This window comes from Mesorhizobium sp. Ca11 (assembly GCF_020165275.1).
Classification (GTDB): Bacteria; Pseudomonadota; Alphaproteobacteria; order Rhizobiales; family Rhizobiaceae; genus Mesorhizobium.
In genome coordinates this window covers 216,662-236,995 of sequence record NZ_JAIUHU010000001.1, presented here as the reverse complement: position 1 = coordinate 236,995, position 20,334 = coordinate 216,662, and the positions used below count along the sequence as shown (strand labels likewise).

19 protein-coding genes and 1 tRNA gene are annotated in these 20,334 nt (G+C 62.9%); 13 read left to right on the top strand and 7 right to left on the bottom strand.

All coding sequences use genetic code 11. The features are described from left to right. The first annotated feature begins 81 nt into the window (after positions 1-81). From LB538_RS01175 to LB538_RS01165, 3 genes are all read left to right on the top strand, one after another. Positions 82-531: a cupin domain-containing protein gene (locus LB538_RS01175; RefSeq protein WP_224525315.1), complete on the top strand. Its 450-nt coding sequence runs from the start codon at positions 82-84 to the stop codon at positions 529-531. Between the two features lie 52 nt (positions 532-583). Continuing rightward, entirely contained in the window at positions 584-847 is a 264-nt protein-coding gene (locus LB538_RS01170; RefSeq protein ID WP_411908982.1) for a hypothetical protein, read from the top strand. Between the two features lie 857 nt (positions 848-1,704). Continuing rightward, positions 1,705-1,887: a hypothetical protein gene (locus LB538_RS01165; RefSeq protein WP_140840420.1), complete on the top strand. Its 183-nt coding sequence runs from the start codon at positions 1,705-1,707 to the stop codon at positions 1,885-1,887. A gap of 464 nt (positions 1,888-2,351) precedes the next feature. Here the strand turns inward: LB538_RS01165 and LB538_RS01160 are convergent. The 3 genes from LB538_RS01160 to phaC form a co-directional block, all read right to left on the bottom strand. After that, positions 2,352-2,426, bottom strand: a tRNA-Glu gene (locus tag LB538_RS01160). 414 nt (positions 2,427-2,840) lie between these two features. Next, the gene (locus LB538_RS01155) at positions 2,841-4,001 is read right to left on the bottom strand and encodes a D-Ala-D-Ala carboxypeptidase family metallohydrolase (RefSeq protein ID WP_224525318.1); all 1,161 of its coding nucleotides are present in this window, start codon (positions 3,999-4,001) and stop codon (positions 2,841-2,843) included. Between the two features lie 326 nt (positions 4,002-4,327). Next, positions 4,328-6,163: a class I poly(R)-hydroxyalkanoic acid synthase gene (gene phaC / locus LB538_RS01150; protein WP_224525320.1), complete on the bottom strand. Its 1,836-nt coding sequence runs from the start codon at positions 6,161-6,163 to the stop codon at positions 4,328-4,330. 97 nt (positions 6,164-6,260) lie between these two features. Here phaC and LB538_RS01145 point away from each other — a divergent pair, with 97 nt between their 5' ends. The 5 genes from LB538_RS01145 (at position 6,261) to recJ (ending at position 12,345) form a co-directional block, all read left to right on the top strand. Next, positions 6,261-6,665 (top strand): hypothetical protein, encoded by a 405-nt coding sequence (locus tag LB538_RS01145; RefSeq protein ID WP_224525323.1) that lies wholly within the window; start codon positions 6,261-6,263, stop codon positions 6,663-6,665. A 41-nt stretch (positions 6,666-6,706) separates the two neighbouring features. Further along, a complete protein-coding gene (locus LB538_RS01140; protein ID WP_095765055.1) occupies positions 6,707-7,924 on the top strand; it encodes an LL-diaminopimelate aminotransferase in 1,218 nt (405 codons plus the stop codon). 57 nt (positions 7,925-7,981) lie between these two features. Continuing rightward, positions 7,982-9,295: a homoserine dehydrogenase gene (locus LB538_RS01135; RefSeq protein ID WP_224525326.1), complete on the top strand. Its 1,314-nt coding sequence runs from the start codon at positions 7,982-7,984 to the stop codon at positions 9,293-9,295. A gap of 142 nt (positions 9,296-9,437) precedes the next feature. Further along, on the top strand, positions 9,438-10,421 hold the full coding sequence (gene glpX / locus LB538_RS01130; protein WP_224525329.1) for a class II fructose-bisphosphatase: 984 nt from the start codon (positions 9,438-9,440) through the stop codon (positions 10,419-10,421). Positions 10,422-10,560: 139 nt separating this feature from the next. Then, a complete protein-coding gene (gene recJ / locus LB538_RS01125) occupies positions 10,561-12,345 on the top strand; it encodes a single-stranded-DNA-specific exonuclease RecJ (protein ID WP_224525332.1) in 1,785 nt (594 codons plus the stop codon). A gap of 399 nt (positions 12,346-12,744) precedes the next feature. On the opposite strand, the gene LB538_RS01120 is transcribed toward recJ, so the two are convergent. The 3 genes from LB538_RS01120 to folE form a co-directional block, all read right to left on the bottom strand. Continuing rightward, positions 12,745-13,710, bottom strand: a complete 966-nt coding sequence (locus LB538_RS01120; RefSeq protein WP_224525335.1) for a patatin family protein — start codon at positions 13,708-13,710, stop codon at positions 12,745-12,747. Positions 13,711-13,794: 84 nt separating this feature from the next. Continuing rightward, positions 13,795-14,253 carry a phosphoribosyl-AMP cyclohydrolase gene (gene hisI, locus LB538_RS01115; RefSeq protein WP_140840408.1) on the bottom strand — a complete coding sequence of 153 codons (459 nt, stop codon included), beginning with the start codon at positions 14,251-14,253 and terminating at the stop codon, positions 13,795-13,797. A gap of 43 nt (positions 14,254-14,296) precedes the next feature. Further along, positions 14,297-14,929 carry a GTP cyclohydrolase I FolE gene (gene folE, locus LB538_RS01110; protein ID WP_224511395.1) on the bottom strand — a complete coding sequence of 211 codons (633 nt, stop codon included), beginning with the start codon at positions 14,927-14,929 and terminating at the stop codon, positions 14,297-14,299. A gap of 237 nt (positions 14,930-15,166) precedes the next feature. Here folE and LB538_RS01105 point away from each other — a divergent pair, with 237 nt between their 5' ends. Beyond that, a complete protein-coding gene (locus LB538_RS01105; RefSeq protein WP_140627330.1) occupies positions 15,167-15,613 on the top strand; it encodes an iron-sulfur cluster assembly scaffold protein in 447 nt (148 codons plus the stop codon). A 9-nt stretch (positions 15,614-15,622) separates the two neighbouring features. Here the strand turns inward: LB538_RS01105 and LB538_RS01100 are convergent, their stop codons facing one another. Next, entirely contained in the window at positions 15,623-16,528 is a 906-nt protein-coding gene (locus tag LB538_RS01100) for a LysR substrate-binding domain-containing protein (RefSeq protein WP_224525338.1), read from the bottom strand. A gap of 93 nt (positions 16,529-16,621) precedes the next feature. On the opposite strand from LB538_RS01100, the gene LB538_RS01095 reads away from it, so the two are divergent. The 4 genes from LB538_RS01095 (at position 16,622) to thrS (ending at position 20,319) form a co-directional block, all read left to right on the top strand. After that, complete coding sequence (locus tag LB538_RS01095; protein ID WP_224525342.1) at positions 16,622-16,825, top strand: hypothetical protein; 204 nt, start codon at positions 16,622-16,624, stop codon at positions 16,823-16,825. A 16-nt stretch (positions 16,826-16,841) separates the two neighbouring features. Beyond that, the gene (yidD, locus tag LB538_RS01090; protein ID WP_224525345.1) at positions 16,842-17,222 is read left to right on the top strand and encodes a membrane protein insertion efficiency factor YidD; all 381 of its coding nucleotides are present in this window, start codon (positions 16,842-16,844) and stop codon (positions 17,220-17,222) included. A 145-nt stretch (positions 17,223-17,367) separates the two neighbouring features. Further along, positions 17,368-18,180 (top strand): class D beta-lactamase, encoded by an 813-nt coding sequence (gene blaOXA, locus LB538_RS01085; RefSeq protein WP_224525346.1) that lies wholly within the window; start codon positions 17,368-17,370, stop codon positions 18,178-18,180. Between the two features lie 165 nt (positions 18,181-18,345). Then, a complete protein-coding gene (gene thrS, locus LB538_RS01080; protein ID WP_095765065.1) occupies positions 18,346-20,319 on the top strand; it encodes a threonine--tRNA ligase in 1,974 nt (657 codons plus the stop codon). Positions 20,320-20,334 lie beyond the last annotated feature (15 nt).

Here is a 20,334-nt window from a genome sequence, read left to right as displayed (position 1 = left end):
ATCAGCTATCGATTTCAATTATGAAATCGGTTCTGGCAACTTCCCTGCGTCGAAAATGACGTCGGATCGCGGGAGGTTTCGGTGGCCGTTGCTTCAGTACCCTACAGCGTCCAGTGGCTTGGAACGTCCTACCGGATTTGCCTCACGGCGGAGCAAACGGCCTCGCGGCTGGGAATGTTCGAAAGCCTCGATCAGCCCGGCTACGGTCCTCCGCGCCACATCCACAATAACGAGGACGAGACCTTCCAGATCCAGTCCGGCGAAGTAGAGTTCTGGATGAACGGTCAAACGCGCATGGTCGGCCCGGGCGGTGTCGTGCACGTTGCGCGCGGAATCGAGCATGCATTCCGGGTGATCGGCGATCGACCCGCCAGAATGCTCACCATCCTGACTCCCGGCGGCTTCGAAGGCTTCTTCGCGGAGATGGCGAAACACAAGTGCCGAATCCCGGATGACATGGATCAGATCGCGGCAATCGGGGCGCGTTTCGGTCTGACCTTCACAGGCCCACCTCTGGCCGCGGCTAGATAACTAACTGCGCGATAGCTAACTGCGCGTCCTTGGCGGCTCAGAGACGAGTTTCTTGAGGGAGTGCGAAAAATGGCTGAGCGATCTTCACGAGCTCGACCGCATCGCCGACAGCGCCATCCGCCTGGTGCGCGAGGAGGTGAACCAGGACGCGGTGGAACTAGACCGGCTGATCCGCGACATCGAGACCGAGATAACGGCGCTCCGGCGCGCTCGGCCTGCGCCGCCGCGCGCTGCGCAACCTGATTGTCAACGCTGCCACAACCCTGGAAGCTCTGGACGGCCATTGGTGCTGGCGACGAACTTACAGTCACGCTGAACGCAAAGAATGATCAGCTATTGCGTGAGTTCGTGAGCGGCGGATTTGCTGAAAAAGAGGTTTTGCTGTAGTCGGGCAGGTAATTTACTGCACGATATTTAATCACGATCACATGTCGGATTTCGCTTTTTATGTCGAGCCGAACTCTAACAGATTCCGGCGGCCGATATCAAATATGAGGGCCTTTTATCGAGTGCCCATCGAGCCGCGGATCGCAAAGTTCTTGTCGATATGCAAAACAGCGAAGGCTTGAGCTGTGATGCCTAGTCTAGTGAGAACCCGACATGTGTCGCAATTGACGCGGCTGCTTAGGTGGCCGGGCGTGCTGGCTTGCTGAAGGTGACTCCGCCCACATCCAACACACGCAGCGCGCCTTCCGCGACCGGGTCATTATACAGCAACGCGCGGAATTCCAGCACAGCGTAAGGGGTGGACGCCTTAGCCATAGAGCGGCCCGACAGTTCCGCGTTGGGGTTTGCGTTGGGTGAACCGCCGGGCCTTAGCCGACTCGGTAGGGGTGGGTAGAGTCGGCTAAAGTGAGGCTAAATTAGCATCTCTGCATTGATATAGGTTTCTATACCTTTTCCACCGATTTCCAGGCGCCGGAATGCGACCATTGCGTAAAGGTTTGGTCAACTATCGCACATTAGAGTTCGCTAATGCGCTTTACTTTGGTGCTCTTTTGTTGGGCTGCGTTCTTCGGCTGGGATTTGGCCGCCAACCATGGTGAATTCGTGCTCGCGATCGGCCATGGGGTTTTTCGGCTCGTCCACATGACGGGGCTGGCTTGAACTAAGCTCACAAGTGCGGAGAGCGTTACTGACCAGGCGGCGGTGGTGGTGGCAGCGAGGGTGTCGATGGCAGCCAATCTGTTCCGGGTGTCTTGCTTCGTTAACCAGCGCGCCTGTGATGGGAGCCAGGAACGCGTTTGCGCGGCGAAATTCATTGTGACTGCGGAGATGAAAGCCCTGGCGGCAGAGACCTTCGGCCGTCAGGAGGCGCGGCGCCTGACCGGCGAGACGCATTCGGCAATCAACTAAAACACGATCTGCACCACCGATCTTTGAGCGGCCCGCTGCCTCATTGGGGCGGGCACGCCAGTGACTATAGTCCGAAAGAGAACACCTCGGGACGGCTCGTCTCGTAGCCAAGGCGGGGCTTGGAACTGCCCACCTCGGTCTGTGATGAATTGGCCGTTCCGGTCGTAGTGCAGTCAAGTTTGGCCGCTGCAGTCGGCTTAATCGACAGCCCTGCACATGTCTTTTGGACAGTGGGCGTTGGCTTCTTATCGTGGGCCACAGCGGCACTTGACGCCGCGAGAACGAGAGCCGCACAAACGATTGCCGTTTTCATAGCGTTACCCTTTCTTTAGCAATAGCTAATTAGAGGGTAACGTAACGTTAACCAACCGTCAACGCGACACCGGACCAAGCCGGATTCGAGCCCGATATTGGCCAAAGATTGGACAGAGTCGGCATAAGCGTCGCTAAGTTCTTGAAAAGTCTGGTACGCCCAAGGGGAATCGAACCCCTGTTACCGCCGTGAAAGGGCGGTGTCCTAACCGCTAGACGATGGGCGCGCTCAGACGAAGCGGCTTATAATTGCGTTGTTGCCAACCGGCAACCCATCTGCCGCCACATGCGACAACTTTTTTCAAAGGCGGCACAAAGCCCCTCGGGTGGCGGTTTCGCTTGGCCGCGCATCCCTGGAGATTAGCCGGAACATCCTCGCGATCGTCATTCTATGGCGGAGCAAGGAGCGAAGCGACGCGCGCAGACCATAAATTCTGTGAGGCTGACATGCCGCAACGGTGCACGGAATGGATCCTCGGGTCTGCGCGTTCGCTCCCGCTCCGCCCGTGGATGACGAGGCGACGGATGCCTCGGCTAATCGCCGACGTCTTTGATGGGCGTGTTGAGACTAATATCGGCATTGGCGGCGATCGCCTCGCAACCGGTCAAACGGCCATGCTCACGAGGCCAAGCCGAACGTATCAGCCGTCCTCGCCGCCGCCACTGCGCCTGCGGCAGCGCCAGTTCCAGTCGCGCTCGGGGCCGACGTCGATATGGACGGATTCGGTGTGGCAGTAGGTGCCGACGCCGCCGCGGCCGGGCATCGAGCGGACGTAGCTCGCCAGTTCCCATTTCGACACGCCGGGCAACTGGATGTCGGCGGCGGCGCAATACATGTGCAGCGAGTTCTTGGCGCCGTTGGCGCGGCGGTTGCGCGAGGGATCGCGATAGCCGGAGGTGACGATCATCTTGCGGCCGAAATGGCCCTCGATCGTCTTCAGCACCCGTACCAGCGACGGCTTGAGGCAGGCGACGTCGACGCTTTCGTTCTGTTTCAAAAGGCCATTGGGCGCGAGCCTGGCCAAGCCGGCGGCCGACGCCACCTGGTAGGAACCGCCGCCGCCTTCGTCCTCGTTGAGGTCGACGTCGCTCTCGTCGTCGATGCCGGATTTGCGCTTGATCTCGAACAGCGCCGTCTGGCGCACGCCGGGAAGAGCGTCGGCGCCCGTGATGTGATTGCTCGGGTTGTCGAGCGAGGCCAGTTGCCCCGGCTTTTCGGCCGGGGTCGCCGAGGCCAGCGTCACGATCGGCTTGGCCGGCGGCGGCGTGGTCTTGGCCTGCGCGGCGGGCTGGTCGCCGGAGCGCGCATTGTTGATCAGGGGGGCGGGCGCGGCCGAAGCCGGCGTGGTGCTGAACAGCGAGGCGAACAGGCTTTTCTTCGGCGCGGCGATCTGCGGCTGCGCCGGCTCGGCCGCGGTCACATAGACGCCGTTGCTCATGGCCTGCGTGGTCGCCTGCGCCTTCGACGCGACGGTGGCGGCATCGCCGGCGGCGACCTGCTTGGCGACGGCTAGCGTCTGTTCCGCCGTTTGCGCCTGCTGAACCAGCGGTTGCGGCGTGCTCCCGGCAATGGCCTGGGCGCCGGCAGGAATGGCGATGGGGAAGGTGCCGTCCGGCCGCGTCTCCGGCACATAGGCGACCTTCTCGGGCAAAGGCGCATCGCCCTCGCTCATCACGGTCGACGTCGCTTCGGCCGGCGCCGATGCCTGCAAGGACGAATCGGCCGAAGTCGCAGTCTTGGCGCTGGATGTCGCGCTCATTTCGCCGGCAGTTGAATTGTAGGCGGGCGAAACAACCGACATCGTTGGGTCGCCGGTCGATGTGCAGGAGGCCAGGAGCACGGAGAAAAGCGCTGCCGCAATGCTGCAGCTTCCCCCTCGTGCAAGACGCCAACCTGCTGATTTCAAAACAAATTCCCCCTCGAGATCCGGTCGGTTCGTCATCGCCGCGCCACTCCAGTATCGCGCCGCGATAACCCTCCTGTTCCCAACCGGAAACGGGACGTGTGTCGAATCTGCAAGCCTCGGAATTATTCTGCGTCGGAAGGTGATTTGAGGCCGCCGAACGATTGACGCCACCATTTCGCCCTGTTTTGGCGGCCCGTCAACTCACCACACATTACAGCCCGTTACACACGCACCTTGACATAGGTGCCCGGCGCATCTCCCAAGGTTTTCATACGCTTGCCGGGTTTGCGGGCGGGTACGCGAATGTCGTCCTGGGCCTCGATCCAGTGCTGCCAGTGCGTCCACCATGAACCAGGATGCTCGTGCGCCGCGGCAAGCCACGCGCTGAAATCGCCCACCGGCTTGCCGCCGGTCCAGTACTGATATTTCCTGGCGGCAGGCGGGTTGACGACGCCCGCGATGTGACCGGAACCCGCCATTACATACTCGACGTCGCCGCCGAAAAACTGCGACCCCAGGAACACCGAAAGCGCCGGCGCGATGTGGTCTTCCTTCGTGGCCAGGTTGTAGACGGGGATGGTGATGTCGGCCAGAGAGACCGTGCGACCGGCAAGCTCCATTGTGCCGCGCGAGAGATTGTTCTCGAGATAGCAATTGCGCAGGTAGAATGAGTGATTGGCCGCCGCCATGCGCGTGGAATCGGAATTCCAGTAGAGCAGGTCGAAGGGCAGGGGCTCCTTGCCGCGCATGTAGTTGTTGACGACATAGGGCCAGATCAGGTCGCCCGAGCGCAGCATGTTGAAGGCGGTGGCCATCTTGGTGCCGTCGAGATATCCCTTTTCGTTCATCGAGCGCTCGACCGCGGCGACCTGGTCCTCGTCGACGAACACCTTGAGGTCGCCGGCATAGGTGAAGTCCACCTGGGTGGCGAAGAAAGTGGCCGATCTGATGCGGTGGTCGCCTTCCTGCGCCAACAGCGCAAGCGCGGCAGCCAGGAGCGTGCCGCCGACGCAGTAACCGATGGCGTTGACTTCCTTTTCGCCGGTCGCCTTCTCCACCATGTCGAGGCCGAATTGCAGGCCTTCGCGGATATAGGCCTCCCAGCCCTTGGCGCCGTGACGCTCGTCGGGATTGATCCAGGAGATGACGAAGACGGTGTGGCCCTGCTCGATCGCCCAGCGGATGAAGGACTTTTGCGGGTTGAGGTCGAGAATATAGAATTTGTTGATCCATGGCGGGCAGATCAGCAGCGGCCGTCTCAGCACCGTCTCGGTTACCGGGTCGTATTGGATAATCTCTGCGACATCGCTGCGGCCGATGACCTTGCCGGGCGTGGTGGCGATGTTCTTGCCGATCTCGAAGGGCGTGTAGTCGGCCTGGCGCAGCTTCAGGTCGCCCCGGCCCGCGGCGATGTCCTCGGCCAGCATCTTCATGCCGCGCACCAGGTTCTCGCCATTCGAGGCCATGGTCTCGCGGAACAGCTCGGGATTGGTCAGGATGAAGTTCGACGGCGCGATCGCGTTCGACACCTGCTTGACGTAGAAGCTCGCCTTGTGGCGGGTGTGCTCATCCAGGCCCTCTGCATGCTCAACAAGCTCGTTCGCCCAGCGCGAGGTGACCAGATAAGCCTGCTTGAGGAAGTCGAAGAAGGCGTTGCGGCCCCATTCGGGGTCTTGGAAGCGCTTGTCGCCGCGCTCGGGCTGAACCGCGTCCTGTGGCGCTTCGGCGTTGGGATTGACCTTCTGGATGGCGTTCGCCCAGACGGTCATGTAGCCGGCAAACAGCCGTGTCTGCGCTTCGAGCGCGCGTTGCGGGTCGCCCAGCCAGTATTCCGAAAGCTTTGAGAAGGTCTTGACCATGTCGACGACGGGTTCGGCGACATGGTCGCGCACTTCGCCTTTCTCGCGCGGTTCGGCCCAGGCGGAAGCCGCCTTGCCAGCCTGCTCGACCATGCGCGCCATGTTCAGGGCGAAGCGCTCGGGATCCTTCACCAGATATTGCTCGATGGCCGAAGGTCCGCCATTTTCCGCTTTGTCCGAATCGTCAGGTTTGGACATGGTTCGCGGGGTTCCTCCCGGAGCGTTTTCTTGACATATTACCATGGGACATCTGACCGGGTCCAATTCGCTCTAACCCGGCTGCCAGGAAAACAATATGACGATTAATGTTGGCGGGACTTTTTTTCTCAAGCCGGGTTCGATTTGCCGCATGGCGCTGATGGCGGGGCTGGTCGGCATGCTGCTGCCCGCTGCCGGCTGCACGAGCACCAGCACGAACAATGCGCCGACGGCGCTGACCGAAGGTCCGAGGGACACCGGTTCCTATCCGAACCTCAACATCCCGCCGCAGGTGGCCGCCAAGCAGCTCACCAAGGAAGAGACCGCGGCGAACCTCGCCCAGCTCAAGGCCGAGGAGCAGATGCAGATTGCCAAGGGCAGCGGCGTCAAGGCGCCGGCGAATTCGGCCGCGCTCAATACTTTGGCCAAGACGCATGGCGCCGACACGCTGAAGCAGATCGAGGGCAAATGCGACCCCGCCCTCGACCCTAGCTGCAATTAGGTCTATATCGCGCGCCGAAACTCTGATGGTCTGGAACTGAAATGGAAGAATTTCACAAGGTCCGCCGGCTTCCGCCTTACGTGTTCGAGCAGGTCAACCGGCTGAAGGCCAGCGCCCGTTCGCGCGGCGCCGACATCATCGACCTTGGCATGGGCAATCCGGACCTGCCGACGCCGAAAGCCATCGTCGATAAATTGTGCGAAGTCGTGCGCGATCCGCGCACGCATCGCTACTCCGCTTCGCGCGGCATTCCGGGCCTGCGCCGCGCCCAGGCCAATTATTATCAGCGCCGCTTCGGCGTGAAGCTCAATCCCGATACGCAAGTGGTGGCGACGCTGGGCTCGAAGGAGGGCTTCGCCAACATGGCGCAGGCGATCACCGCGCCCGGCGACGTCATCCTGTGCCCCAATCCGACCTATCCGATCCATGCCTTCGGCTTCATTATGTCGGGCGGGGTGATCCGTTCACTGCAGGTCGAGCCCGATGACGGCTTCATCCCGGCGGTCGAGCGCGGCATCCGCCATTCGATCCCCAAGCCGCTGGCGCTGATCCTCAATTATCCGTCTAACCCGACGGCGCTTGTCGCCTCGCTCGATTTCTACAAGGACGTGGTGGCCTTCGCGAAGAAGAACGACATCATCATCCTGTCGGATCTCGCCTATTCGGAAATCTATTTCGACGGCAATCCGCCGCCATCGGTTCTGCAGGTGCCGGGCGCGATGGATGTCTGCGTCGAGTTCACCTCGATGTCGAAGACCTTTTCCATGCCCGGGTGGCGCATGGGCTTCGCGGTCGGCAACGAGCGGCTGATTTCGGCGCTGACGCGGGTGAAGTCCTACCTCGACTATGGCGCGTTCACACCGATCCAGGTTGCGGCGGCGCATGCGCTGAACGGCGACGGCGCGGACATCGAGGAGGTGCGCGAGGTCTACCATAAGCGGCGCGACGTGATGGTCGATTCCTTCGGCCGCGCCGGCTGGACCATTCCCGCGCCGGCCGCGTCGATGTTCGCCTGGGCGCCGATCCCGGAGCCGTTTCGCCATCTCGGCTCGCTGGAATTCTCCAAGCTGCTCATCGAGCATGCGGATGTCGCGGTGGCGCCGGGCGTCGGCTTCGGCGAGCATGGCGACGACTATGTGCGCCTGGCGCTGGTCGAGAACGAGCACCGGATCCGCCAGGCCGCGCGCAACATCAAGAAGTTCCTCGCGACCACCGCGAAGCAGCCCAACAATGTGGTGCCTTTAGCCGCTCACCGTTGAGTTGCCTGACATTTTTTGCACCTGACATTTTTTGCAAATTGAGGGGCCTCGCCGGACATGGCTGAAGCATTGCGTGTTGGAATTGCCGGCCTTGGCACGGTGGGCGCCTCGGTGGCGCGCGTGCTGCGCGACAAGGCGGCCGAGCTTACCCGGCAGTGCGGTCGCGACATCGTCGTGACCGCCGTTTCGGCCCGCGATCCGAAACGCGACCGAGGTATCGATCTTGGCGTCGCCAAATGGTTCGATGATCCGGTCAAGCTGGCCGAAAAGGCCGATATCGACGTCTTCGTCGAGCTGATCGGCGGTGACGAGGGGCCGGCGCGGCTCTCGGTGAAAGCGGCGCTCGAGGCTGGGCGCCATGTCGTGACCGCCAACAAGGCGCTGCTTGCCAAGCATGGCGTGGCGCTTGCCGAGATCGCCGAGAAGAAGGGTGTGCTGCTCAACTACGAGGCGGCGGTGGCCGGCGGCATCCCGGTCATCAAGACGATGCGAGAGGCGATGGCGGGCAACGCGGTGACGCGCGTCTTCGGCATCCTCAACGGCACCTGCAACTACATCCTGACGCGCATGGAAGCCGAAGGCATCTCCTTCGACGCCTGCCTGAAGGACGCGCAGCGGCTGGGCTACGCCGAAGCCGATCCGACCTTCGACATCGAAGGCCACGACACGGCGCACAAATTGTCGATCCTGACCAGCCTTGCGTTTGGGACGAAGATCGCCGCCGGCGACATCTATATGGAAGGCATCTCCAACATCACCCAGGCCGACATCCGCGCGGCGGGCGATCTCGGCTACCGCATCAAGCTGCTCGGCGTCGCGCAGCGCACCGATAGCGGCATAGAGCAGCGTGTCCATCCGACCATGGTGCCGACGGCGTCGGTCATCGCGCAGGTGCATGGCGTCACAAACGCGGTGGCGATCGAGACCGATATTCTGGGCGAGCTCTTGCTCTCGGGTCCTGGCGCGGGCGGCAATGCCACCGCCTCGGCGGTCGTCGGCGACATCGCCGACATCGCCAAGAGCCGGCCGGGCTTCCAGCATGGCCCGGTCTTCGGCTGGCCGGCGAAGGAATTGAAGCCTTACAAGAAAGCGCAGATGCGCAGCCATGCCGGCGGCTATTTCATCCGGTTGACCGTGCATGACCGCACGGGCGTCTTCGCGGCCATCGCCAAACGCATGGCCGACAACGACATCTCGCTGGAATCGATCGTCCAGCAGGCGGCCGGCGCGGAAACGCAGGCGCAGAAGACGGTCATCCTCGTTACCCACGAGACGACGGAAGCGGCGGTGCGCAAGGCCGTCGAAGGCATCACCAAGGACGGTCATCTGACCGACAAGCCGCAGGTGATCCGCATCGAGCGGGCGGAATAAACCAAGTCCGGTTTCGTCTTCAATCGATTGATTTTGCTGTCATTTCAAAAATTGACGGGGCAAGTCTTGCCGTTGTCATGGAGCTTTGTCAGAAGAAGCCCACCTCTGGCGGGAGGTTGAGTTTCACGAGGAATTTCTCTCCATGAACATAGCCCAGGACATCACCGCCGGTCTCGACCGGATCCTTACGATGGAAGTCGTGCGCGTCACTGAACGGGCCGCCGTCGCGGCGGCAAGGCTGCGCGGACGCGGCGATGAGAAGGCTGCCGATCAGGTGGCGGTCGACGCCATGCGCCAGGAGCTCAACCGGCTGGCCATCAAAGGCACGGTGGTGATCGGCGAGGGCGAGCGCGACGAGGCGCCGATGCTCTATATCGGCGAGGAGGTCGGCACCGGCAAGGGTCCGGCCGTCGACATCGCGCTCGATCCGCTCGAGGGCACGACGATCTGCGCCAAGAACCTGCCCAACGCGCTTGCCGTAATCGCGATTGCGGAAAAGGGCAGCCTGCTGTTCGCGCCCGATGTCTATATGGACAAGATCGCCATCGGCCCGGGCTATCCCGAAGGTCTGATCGACATCGACACCTCGCCGGCCGAAAACCTCGCCAATCTGGCCAAAGCCAAGGGCGTGGGCGTCTCCGATATCACCGCCTGCATCCTCGACCGGCCGCGTCACGCCAAGCTGATCGACGCCGTGCGCGCCACGGGTGCGGCGATCCGGCTGATCGGCGACGGCGATGTCGCGGGCGTCATCCACACCACCGATCCGGACGAGACCGGCATCGACATCTATCTCGGCACCGGCGGCGCGCCGGAGGGCGTGCTGGCGGCGGCCGCACTTCGCTGCACCGGCGGGCAGATGCAGGGCCGGCTGATCCTCGACACGCCGGAGAAGGTGGCGCGCGCGCACCAAATGGGCATTTCCGACCCGAAGCGGATCTATCGCGCCCAGGACATGGCGCGGGGCGACGTGCTGTTCGCGGCGACCGGCGTCACCGACGGCAATTTGCTCGACGGGGTGAAGTTCGGCCGCACCTTCATCACCACGCACACCATCGTGCTGCGCTCGTCCTCGCGCACCGTGCGCGAGATCAAGGCGCGTCACCAGGATCTGGATAAGTTCTGATTTGCCTTCGTCCGGGCGATTTGCCGCAATTCGAGGAAAAACGTTCCACACCTTTCCCCGCATTGCCCGCTTCCCCGCAATTGCTCCGGCCGTCGCATATTGATATCTGCGCAATGATGATGTGCAGACGGCGCGTCGCATGACGGGCGAGAAACGGTTCTTCCTCGATGTCAGGCAGTCGGCGACCGGTGTTTCGTGGGAACACCGGCTGACCGAGCGCCAGGACATGGCCGCCTTGGCCATGGCGCAGGGCCATGGCGTGCCCGACATCGTGGCGCGAGTGCTTGCCGGGCGCGGCGTCAGCGTGGAGCAGACCGCGCGCTTCCTCGATCCAACCATTCGCGAGCTTCTGCCGAATCCAGCATCGCTGACCGATATGGAGAAAGCGGCGGCGAGGCTGGCCGATGCGGTCGTCGCCCACGAAAAAGTGGCGATCTTCGGCGATTATGATGTCGACGGCGCGGCCTCGTCGGCGCTCATCAAACGCTTTCTCACGCATTTTTCGGTGCCGTCCGAAATCTACATCCCGGACCGCATCTTCGAAGGCTACGGGCCCAATCCGGAAGCGATGCGGGACTTGATCTCGCGCGGCGCGAAGCTGATCGTCACCGTCGACTGCGGCACCAACAGCGCGACCTCGATCGACGCGGCCAGGCAAGCCGGCGCCGATGTCGTGGTGCTCGATCATCACCAGGTCGGCGGCCCGTTGCCGGCGGCGGACGCCGTGGTCAATCCCAATCGCGAGGACGACCTGTCGGGGCAGGGACATCTGTGCGCCGCCGGCGTCGTCTTCCTGTGCCTGGTACAGACGGCCAAAGTGCTGCGCGAGAGGCTGCCGAATGCCGCACCGGTCGACCTGCTTTCGATGCTCGATCTGGTGGCGCTGGCGACGGTCTGTGACGTGGTCCCGCTCACCGGCGTCAACCGCGCCTTCGTCGTCAAGGGGCTGCAGGTGTTGCGCCAGCAGAAGAATGAGGGGCTGGCGGCGCTGGCGCGGGTCTCGCGCATCGGCGAGCCGATCAACACCTTCCATCTGTCATTCCTGATCGGCCCGCGCATCAATGCCGGCGGCCGCATCGGCGATGCCGCGCTCGGCAGCCGGCTTCTGGCCACCGACGATCCCGTCGAGGCGGCAGGCATTGCCGAGACGCTGGACCGGCTGAACCAGGAACGGCAGCAGATGGAACAGGAGATGCTGGCGCAGGCGCGCGCCGAGGCCGATGCGGAGCTTGCGGGCGGCAACGGTCCGGCAGTCATCGTCACCGCCAGCAACAGCTGGCATCCGGGCATCGTCGGGCTGATCGCCTCGCGGCTCAAGGATCATGCGCGCCGGCCGGCCTTCGCCATCGCCTTCAACTCGACCGGCATCGGCACGGGCTCCGGCCGCTCGGTGACCGGCTTCGATCTCGGCCGGCTGGTGCGCGAGGCTGCCGAGGCCGGGCTGATCGTCAAGGGCGGTGGCCACGCGATGGCTGCAGGCATCACCGTCGAGCGCTCCAAGCTCGGCGAACTGCGCGCCTTTTTTGAGGAGCGCGCCGCAGCCGACGTGTTTCGCCTGCAGAACGAGGAGAGCCTGGCGATCGACGGCGCCTTGGCCGCCGAGGGCGCCACGATCGCGCTGCTCGACGCGCTGGAGAAAGCCGGGCCGTTCGGGGCCGGGCACATCGCGCCGGTGTTCGTGCTGCCGCGCCATCGGCTGGCCGACGCGCGCGCGATCGGCACCAACCACATTCGGGTGGACCTGCAGTCGCAAAGCGGCGGCAACATCCAAGCCATAGCGTTCCGTGCGGTCGACACCGCGCTCGGCGAATTCCTGTTTAAAAACAGGGGCAGGACCGTGCATATCGCCGGTTCGTTGTCGGGCAATTACTGGAACGGAAACCGCATGGTGCAGTTCCGCATCAGCGATGCGGCACTCGCTTAACGACGCAGTAGTACCTTGACACAGACGTTTTGACCGGTTGGTTAGTGTGCGTTGGCAGATCCCATGCCTTGGCGATTGGCCGAGACGCCTATCGCGGTCGTCATCCACGGGCGGAGCAAGGAGCGAAGCGACGCGCGCAGACCCGAGGATCCATGCCGTGGCCTCGAAGCGCCGCGGCGATCCAGAATTCTGCACCGTTGCACACCTCGGTCCAGGTAACGGCATGGATTCCAGGGTCTGCGCGCGTCGCTTCGCTCCTTGCTCCGCCCTGGAATGACGAGGTTCAGGAGCCTTCAGCTCATGGCCAGCGTTTGCGCTGACTATGGCAACGGACATTGATAGACTTGCCCGACAAGCCCGGAATCTTTCCAAATCACTGTGTAGAGGAAGTAGCGGAATTCACACCAGAACGGACTGCAGCCGGGTCAGTTCGCTGATCTGCGCCTTCGTCGCCTGGTAGCCGATGCTGATCGCCTCGTCGGCGCGGTGGAATTCGGTCAGGCCGATATGGCTGAGTTTGGGCTGCAGCGACATGTCCGGCGGGTCGCCGGCCAGCCGGGCGCGCGAAATCCGGTCCTGGATGATGTTGAACGCCTCGACCATCACGCCGGTGATGCCAAGGCGGGTATGATGGGCCTGATGCTCGGGCTGGCCGAGTCTCGGCGCGTCATTCTCCACGACCAGTTCGCCGGCGCTGTGCTTTATCACGGCGGCGCGGCCGAACAGGTCGTAGTGCAGGTTGACGGCGACCACGAGCGGCTGCTCATAGGCGCGGCAGACCGACACAGGCACCGGATTGACTAGCGCGCCGTCGACCAGGATGCGGCCGTTGCAGTTTACCGGCTCGAAAACGCCCGGCAGCGCGTAGGAGGCGCGCATGGCGGTGATCAGCGAGCCATTCGACAGCCAGATCTCATGGCCGGTGCGAATTTCCGAAGTGACGGCAACAAAGGGCTTCGACAAGTTCTCGAAGCGGACGCCGGCCAGATGCTCGCGCAGCCGCGCATCGAGCTTCATGCCGCCGAACAGGCCGCTGCCGCGCAGATTGAGATCAAGAAGGCCGAAGATGCGCCGCTTGGTCAGGCTTCGGGCAAACTCCTCCAGCTCGTCCAGCTTGCCGGCAAGGTAGCAGCCGCCGACCAGCGCGCCGATCGAGGTGCCGGCAATCATCGATACTTCGATGCCGGCCTCGTCGAGCGCGCGCAGCACACCGATATGGGCCCAGCCCCTGGCGCAACCGCCGCCGAGCGCCAGCGAAATGCCGATTTTCTTCTGAGAGGTCGGGTCAGACGCGCCGCCGGACGATGCCGGGCCATTGGCCTCCCGAACGTCAGGTCTGCTGCGCAATGACGCCCATTCGAGCATCATGATCTCCCTTGTCCCATATCCCTTCTACCAAAAGGATATTTGAGAATAGTGAATCTGAATGGTTTGTGAATATCGAATGGTTCACACCGGCTTCCGATACGTCTGGTTCGCATCGAACAGCGGCTTGCTGCCATCGCCGACAAGCACTGCCTTGCCGTCGCTGAGCCCCACCGTCCGATAAAAACAAGAACGCCGTCCGGTGTGGCAGGTTGCGTCGTGGCCCAACACTTTGACGCGCAACCATATCGCGTCTTGGTCACAATCCGTGCGCATCTCGACGACCTGCTGGAAATTGCCCGAGGTTTCGCCCTTCTTCCACAGCGCGTTGCGCGAGCGCGACCAGTAATGGGCAATGCCGGTCTCCAGCGTCAGCGCTAGCGCCTCGGCATTCATATGCGCGACCATCAAGAGCATGCCGTCGCCGGCATCGGTGACGACGACGGTGACGAGGCCGGCCGCATCGAAGCGCGGAGAAAGGACGGAGCCTTCCTCCAGCGATTTCTTATCGGATGGGGCTTTGGGGAATTGCAGTGCCGACATCGCCGGTAGATCTTTCTTTCTAGTGGCCGGCGATGGCCGGCGATCAGCCGCCGGCGCGCACCATGGTGACGAAGCGGACCTGCTCCTCCGGCGTGTCCTTGAAGACGCCGGTGAAGGTGGAGGTCAGCGTGGTCGAATCCTGCTTGCGGATGCCGCGCATGGCCATGCACATATGCTCGGCCTCGAGCATGACGGCGACGCCGCGCGGGTTGAGCACGTCCTGGATGACGCCTGCGATCTGCGCGGTCATCGCCTCCTGCGTCTGCAGCCGGTGCGCGAAGATGTCGACGACGCGCGCGATCTTCGATAGGCCGACGACCTTGCCGTCAGGCAGATAGCCGACATGCGCCTTGCCGATAATCGGCACCATGTGATGCTCGCAATGCGAATGGAATTTTATGTTCCTGACGATGACGAGATCGTCATAGCCGGCGACTTCCTCGAAGGTGCGGCCAAGCTCATCGGCCGGGCACATGTCATAGCCGTTGAACATTTCGCGGAAGGCTTTGGTGACGCGCTTGGGCGTGTCGACCAGGCCTTCGCGGTCCGGATTGTCGCCGGTCCAGCGCAAAAGCGTGCGCACGGCGGCTTCGACCTCGGCTTCGCTCGGCCGGTCGGTGACGGGCTTTTCCAAATATTCGGACGGGGGCATGATTTTCTTGATGACGGCATCCATAAAGGCGTCTCCCGTAGTCCCACTCAAAGGTGGAACGAGTTGAACGGACCACGACCTTTTGGGTGAAAATCGCCCATTTCCATCCCGCAAGCGGCGTGAACAGATGAGTAGCGACAACGGCTTTTTCGTCGCCTTGTCGATGCCCGACTGCGATCATTATATATGGTTCGAGCGGCGCGAAAGGAAGACGCGAGAGCGGCAAAGCCTGTTCGCTTGGCGGCGACGGACTGGAAAAATATGATCGACGACGTCTACAATGCGAAAATTCTCGGTTTCGCCGGGAATATTGGGCGGATCGGCCGGCTCGACGATGCCGACGCGACGGCCAGGGCGCATTCCAAATTGTGCGGCTCGACCGTCACCGTCGACCTCAAGATGGACGGTGACGTGGTGACCGATTTCGCCCATGACGTGAAGGCCTGCGCGCTCGGCCAGGCCTCGTCCTCGATCATGGCCCAGCATGTGGTCGGCGCCAGCGCCGACGAATTGCGCGCCGTGCGCGAAACCATGCTGAAGATGCTGAAGGAGAACGGCGCGCCGCCGGAAGGCCGTTTCGCCGACCTCAAATATCTGGAGCCGGTGCGCGACTACAAGGCGCGCCATGCCTCGACCATGCTGACCTTCGACGCGGTGGTCGACGCGATCGGCCAGATCGAGAAGAAGCGCGCCGAACAGGCGGCTTGAGCGCAGCGGTCAGGCCGCTTCCCTGGTCACGGCGAATTCGCTTCGTATCCAGTCGGCAAATGCCTTGGCGGGTTCCGGCAGATTCCGCAGGCTCCTGGCCACCAGCCAGTAGGCGCCGGAAGCCACATCGATATCGAACGGCTTGATCAAAGTGCCTGACGCAAGGTCCTCGCCGATCTGCAAGAGATCGCCGAGCGCCACGCCATGTCCGAGCAGCGCGGCCTGTTTCGACAGCGAGATGTCGGCCAGCATCGGGCCACGCGCGGGCACTGCGTCGGCGGGCACACCGGCGGCCTGGAACCAGCGCGCCCAACCCTGGCGGTTTTCCTCATGCAGCAGCGTGTAATGGCGAAGGTCGATCGGCCTTTTCAGCGGAGGGCCGGAGGCGAGCAGCGCCGGCGACAGGACCGGTGAATCGACAGTCGAGGCCAGGCGCTCGGCCTCGCTACGCGGCCATGACGTGGCGTGGGCGCTAAAACGCAAGGCGAGTTCGGGCTGATCGCTGCGGAACTCGATCAGGCGCGGATCGACCTCCAGCGACACATCGATATCAGGCCGCAATTGGCGGAAGCGATTGAGCCGTGGCACCAGCCATACGGCGGCAAGCGAGGGTTCGACGCTTATACGGACCACGGCCTGCGCCGGCGAGGCCGTAAGCTCCGATAGCACCCGGTCGATGTCGTCGAAGCTTCTGACCAATCGGTCGAGCAGCTTTTGCCCGGCATCCGTCAGCTCGACGCGGCGATGGAGGCGCAGAAACAGCGGTCTGCCCAAAAAGGTCTCGAGCTCGCGTATCTGCCGGCTGATCGCGGCCTGCGAGACATAAAGCTCCTCGGCCGCCAGGCTGAAACTAAGGTGCCGGCCGGCAGATTCGAAGCTCCTGAGCGCCGTCAGCGGCAGCCGGCCACGCTTCATATCGCATAACCTCAGGTTATCCGAAGCGGAAATTATACTCGTTTGAGGCGGAAGGCCAGCGGCAGTCTAATCGGTGCTCAAAGGAGCACTGCCATGAACCAGTTCCTGGCCATTCTGAGCGATGTCATGCTGATCGCGACGTTTCAGTGGCGCGACAAGAGCCGGCACCCCGGCTGGTGCGAGAAAAGGCCCGGCAGTTCCATGCGCCAGTGGCCGACCGGCATCCTGTCCGTCGCCGCAGGCCGTGAGGGGAAAAGGCGTTGCGTTCGAGGTCGGAAGGACACATCTATCGCGTAGCAAAACAACCGCGGAGATGCGGGTGGGCGACCATCCCGAACATACGCATGGTGGCCGGCCAATCCAGCGCGGGCGCAACTGGCCGGGGCCTTGGCGCAAGACGCCCGGGCGCATCCTGGGGACCTCGCTCGTGCGTCTCTACCAGCTGACGCTGTCCGGCTTTGTCGGCTACAGCTGCCGGCATCTGCCGACCTGCTCCGAATATGCGCATGAGGCGATTGCCCGCCATGGCCTGTGGGCGGGCGGCTGGATGGGACTGTTCCGGGTGCTGCGCTGCGGGCCGTTTGGGACGCATGGCATCGACCGCGTGCCGGAGGTGCTTGCCCAGCGCTATGTCTGGTTCATGCCCTGGCGCTATTGGCGGATCGGCAAAAGGCACAGCGAGCCCGAAATCTGATCGCTTCGCCGTCCCGCGCGACGCGGATTTTAACGATCCGGTAGGGTTAACGCGAAGCTGCACGAACACTGCGAATTTGAGACAAAATCGAGACAAGTCGCCTCGCTAAGCCGCTCCTGCAATCTCATTCCGGAGTGACTTCGCCATGCGCCAGATGGACCGCTATCCTTTCATTTTCGCCATCGTCCTTTTCCTGCTGGCCTGGATGCTGGGCTTGCCGGTGCGGGCGCAATCGGCGCCGCTCGGCGACATCCACTGCACGCTGATCCAGGACCAGCAAAGCGGCGCAACACTTTACCAGGACGGCGTCTGCGAGCAGCGCGTCAGCCCGGCTTCTACCTTCAAGGTGCCCCTGGCGCTGATCGGCTACGATGCCGGCATCCTGAGCGACGAGCATACGCCGAGCTGGGAGTACAAGCCGGAGTTCAAGGCGGCGAAGCGCGACCAGAAGACCGTCGATCCGACGATCTGGGAGCGCGATTCCATCGTCTGGTATTCGCGCGAGATCACGCGGCATCTCGGCGCCGAGAAGTTCGCCGGTTATGTGGCGAAATTCGGCTATGGCAACAAGGACGTCTCGGGCGATGCCGGCAAGGACAACGGGCTGACGCAATCCTGGATCAATTCCTCGCTCGAAATATCGCCGGTCGAGCAGACGGCGTTTCTGCGCCAGCTGCTCGCCGGCAAGATGCCGGTGTCAGCGAAGGCGCATGAGATGACCAGGGCGATCCTGCCGACCTTCGCGGCAGGGGACTGGACGGTGCGAGGCAAGACGGGCAGCACCAGACTCGGCCAGGACGGCAAGCACTCGCTCGGCTGGTTCGTCGGCTGGGCCGAGAAGGGGAGCCGCCGCATCGTCTTTGCAAGGCTGGTCGTCGATGCCAAGCGTACCGGAGAGCCGAAGGGTCTCGCGACGCGGGCGGCGTTCCTGAAGGATTTGCCCGACCTCATCAAATAGAACAGCCTATCAAATAGATGGCTGGCGGCTTTACGGCGGCGGAAACTCCTCATAAAAGACTGCCGCGCCGGACGCCTCCGGCTAACCCTCTGCAAGCCGCAACGCATCCAGCGACATGCATTTCACCACCCGCGCTCGTTTGCGGGACTGGATAGGAGAACCCTGATGCCGAATTCCGTTTCCCTGACATTTCCCGATGGTTCCGTCCGCGACTACGACGCGGCGCTGACCGGTGCCGGTCTTGCCGAATCGATCTCCAAGTCGCTGGCCAAGAAGGCTGTGGCCTATAGCCTCGACGGCATCGTTCGCGATCTTTCCGATCCGCTCGGCACGTCCGGCAAGGTCGAGATCATCACCCGCGAGGATCCGCGCGCGCTGGAGCTCATCCGCCACGATGCGGCGCATGTGCTGGCCGAGGCCGTGCAGGAGCTGTGGCCGGGAACGCAGGTGACGATCGGGCCGGTTATCGAGAACGGGTTCTATTACGACTTTGCCAGGAACGAGCCGTTCACGCCGGACGATTTTCCGGTGATCGAAAAGAAGATGCGCGAGATCATCCAGCGCAACAAGCCGTTCACCAAGGAAGTGTGGTCGCGCGAGAAGGCGAAGAAGGTCTTCGCCGAGAAGGGCGAGCGCTACAAGCTTGAGCTGATCGACGCGATTCCGGAGGACCAGGACCTCAAAATCTACGCACAGGGCGACTGGTTCGACCTGTGCCGCGGTCCGCACATGGCCTCGACCGGGCAGATCGGCAATGCCTTCAAGCTCATGAAGGTGGCGGGCGCCTATTGGCGCGGCGACTCGAACAATCCGATGCTGACGCGCATCTACGGCACAGCCTTTGCCGACCAGGCGCAGCTCGATGCCTACCAGACCCTGCTGGAAGAGGCCGAGAAGCGCGACCACCGCAAGCTCGGCCGCGAGATGGACCTGTTCCATTTCCAGGAAGAGGGACCGGGCGTCGTCTTCTGGCACGCCAAGGGCTGGAAGATGGTGCAGAACCTGATCAACTACATGCGCCGCCGCCTCGACGAGCACGGCTATCAGGAAGTCAATGCGCCGCAGGTGCTGGACAAGAGCCTGTGGGAGACGTCCGGACACTGGGGCTGGTACCGTGATGCGATGTTCAAGGTCACGGTCGCCGGCGACGACACCGACGACGACCGCGTCTTCGCGCTGAAGCCGATGAACTGTCCGGGCCATGTGCAGATCTTCAAGCATGGGTTGAAGTCATACCGCGAACTGCCCGTAAAGCTTGCGGAGTTCGGCAATGTGCATCGCTACGAGCCGTCGGGCGCGCTGCACGGGCTGATGCGCGTGCGCGGCTTCACGCAGGACGATGCGCATATCTTCTGCACCGAGGAGCAGCTCGCGGCCGAATGCCTGCGCATCAACGACCTGATCCTGTCCACCTATGCTGATTTCGGCTTCGAGGAGGTCAGCGTGAAGCTGTCGACCCGGCCGGACAAGCGCGTCGGCACCGACGAGGCCTGGGACCATGCCGAGGCGATCATGAGCAATGTGCTGGAGACGATCCGCACGCGCTCCGGCAACCGCATCAAGACCTCGATCAATCCGGGCGAGGGTGCGTTCTACGGGCCGAAGTTCGAATATGTGCTGAAGGACGCCATCGGCCGCGAATGGCAATGCGGCACCACGCAGGTCGACTTCAACCTGCCGGAGCGCTTCGGTGCCTTCTATATCGGCTCGGATTCGGAGAAGAAGCAGCCGGTGATGGTGCATCGCGCCGTCTGCGGCTCGATGGAGCGCTTCCTCGGCATCCTGATCGAGAACTATTCCGGCCATTTCCCGCTGTGGTTCGCGCCGCTGCAGGTGGTGGTGGCGACGATCACCTCGGATGCGGACGAGTACGCCTTGAATGTGGTCGAGCGGCTGAAGGCCGCGGGGCTGCTCGCCGAAGCCGACCTGCGCAACGAGAAGATCAACTACAAGGTACGCGAGCATTCGCTCGCCAAGGTGCCGGTCATCCTCGTCTGCGGCAGGCGCGAGGCGGAAGAGGAAACCGTCAATGTCCGCCGGCTTGGCTCCCGCGACCAGGAATCGCTGAAGCTCGAGGATGCCGTGAAGTCTCTCACCGACGAGGCGGTCTCGCCCGACCGCAAGCGTCGCGCAGCGTGACTTACCAGCGCTTCC

What these genes read in the sequence shown, in the direction of transcription:
- LB538_RS01165 (WP_140840420.1), top strand. Translation starts at nt 1,705, where the DNA reads ATGGCAGCCAATCTGTTCCGGGTGTCTTGCTTCGTTAACCAGCGCGCC.
- LB538_RS01155 (WP_224525318.1), bottom strand. Translation starts at nt 4,001, where the DNA reads ATGTCGGTTGTTTCGCCCGCCTACAATTCAACTGCCGGCGAAATGAGC.
- phaC (WP_224525320.1), bottom strand. Translation starts at nt 6,163, where the DNA reads ATGTCCAAACCTGACGATTCGGACAAAGCGGAAAATGGCGGACCTTCG.
- LB538_RS01145 (WP_224525323.1), top strand. Translation starts at nt 6,261, where the DNA reads ATGACGATTAATGTTGGCGGGACTTTTTTTCTCAAGCCGGGTTCGATT.
- LB538_RS01140 (WP_095765055.1), top strand. Translation starts at nt 6,707, where the DNA reads ATGGAAGAATTTCACAAGGTCCGCCGGCTTCCGCCTTACGTGTTCGAG.
- LB538_RS01135 (WP_224525326.1), top strand. Translation starts at nt 7,982, where the DNA reads ATGGCTGAAGCATTGCGTGTTGGAATTGCCGGCCTTGGCACGGTGGGC.
- glpX (WP_224525329.1), top strand. Translation starts at nt 9,438, where the DNA reads ATGAACATAGCCCAGGACATCACCGCCGGTCTCGACCGGATCCTTACG.
- recJ (WP_224525332.1), top strand. Translation starts at nt 10,561, where the DNA reads ATGACGGGCGAGAAACGGTTCTTCCTCGATGTCAGGCAGTCGGCGACC.
- LB538_RS01120 (WP_224525335.1), bottom strand. Translation starts at nt 13,710, where the DNA reads ATGCTCGAATGGGCGTCATTGCGCAGCAGACCTGACGTTCGGGAGGCC.
- hisI (WP_140840408.1), bottom strand. Translation starts at nt 14,253, where the DNA reads ATGTCGGCACTGCAATTCCCCAAAGCCCCATCCGATAAGAAATCGCTG.
- folE (WP_224511395.1), bottom strand. Translation starts at nt 14,929, where the DNA reads ATGGATGCCGTCATCAAGAAAATCATGCCCCCGTCCGAATATTTGGAA.
- LB538_RS01105 (WP_140627330.1), top strand. Translation starts at nt 15,167, where the DNA reads ATGATCGACGACGTCTACAATGCGAAAATTCTCGGTTTCGCCGGGAAT.
- LB538_RS01100 (WP_224525338.1), bottom strand. Translation starts at nt 16,528, where the DNA reads ATGAAGCGTGGCCGGCTGCCGCTGACGGCGCTCAGGAGCTTCGAATCT.
- LB538_RS01095 (WP_224525342.1), top strand. Translation starts at nt 16,622, where the DNA reads ATGAACCAGTTCCTGGCCATTCTGAGCGATGTCATGCTGATCGCGACG.
- yidD (WP_224525345.1), top strand. Translation starts at nt 16,842, where the DNA reads ATGCGGGTGGGCGACCATCCCGAACATACGCATGGTGGCCGGCCAATC.
- blaOXA (WP_224525346.1), top strand. Translation starts at nt 17,368, where the DNA reads ATGCGCCAGATGGACCGCTATCCTTTCATTTTCGCCATCGTCCTTTTC.
- thrS (WP_095765065.1), top strand. Translation starts at nt 18,346, where the DNA reads ATGCCGAATTCCGTTTCCCTGACATTTCCCGATGGTTCCGTCCGCGAC.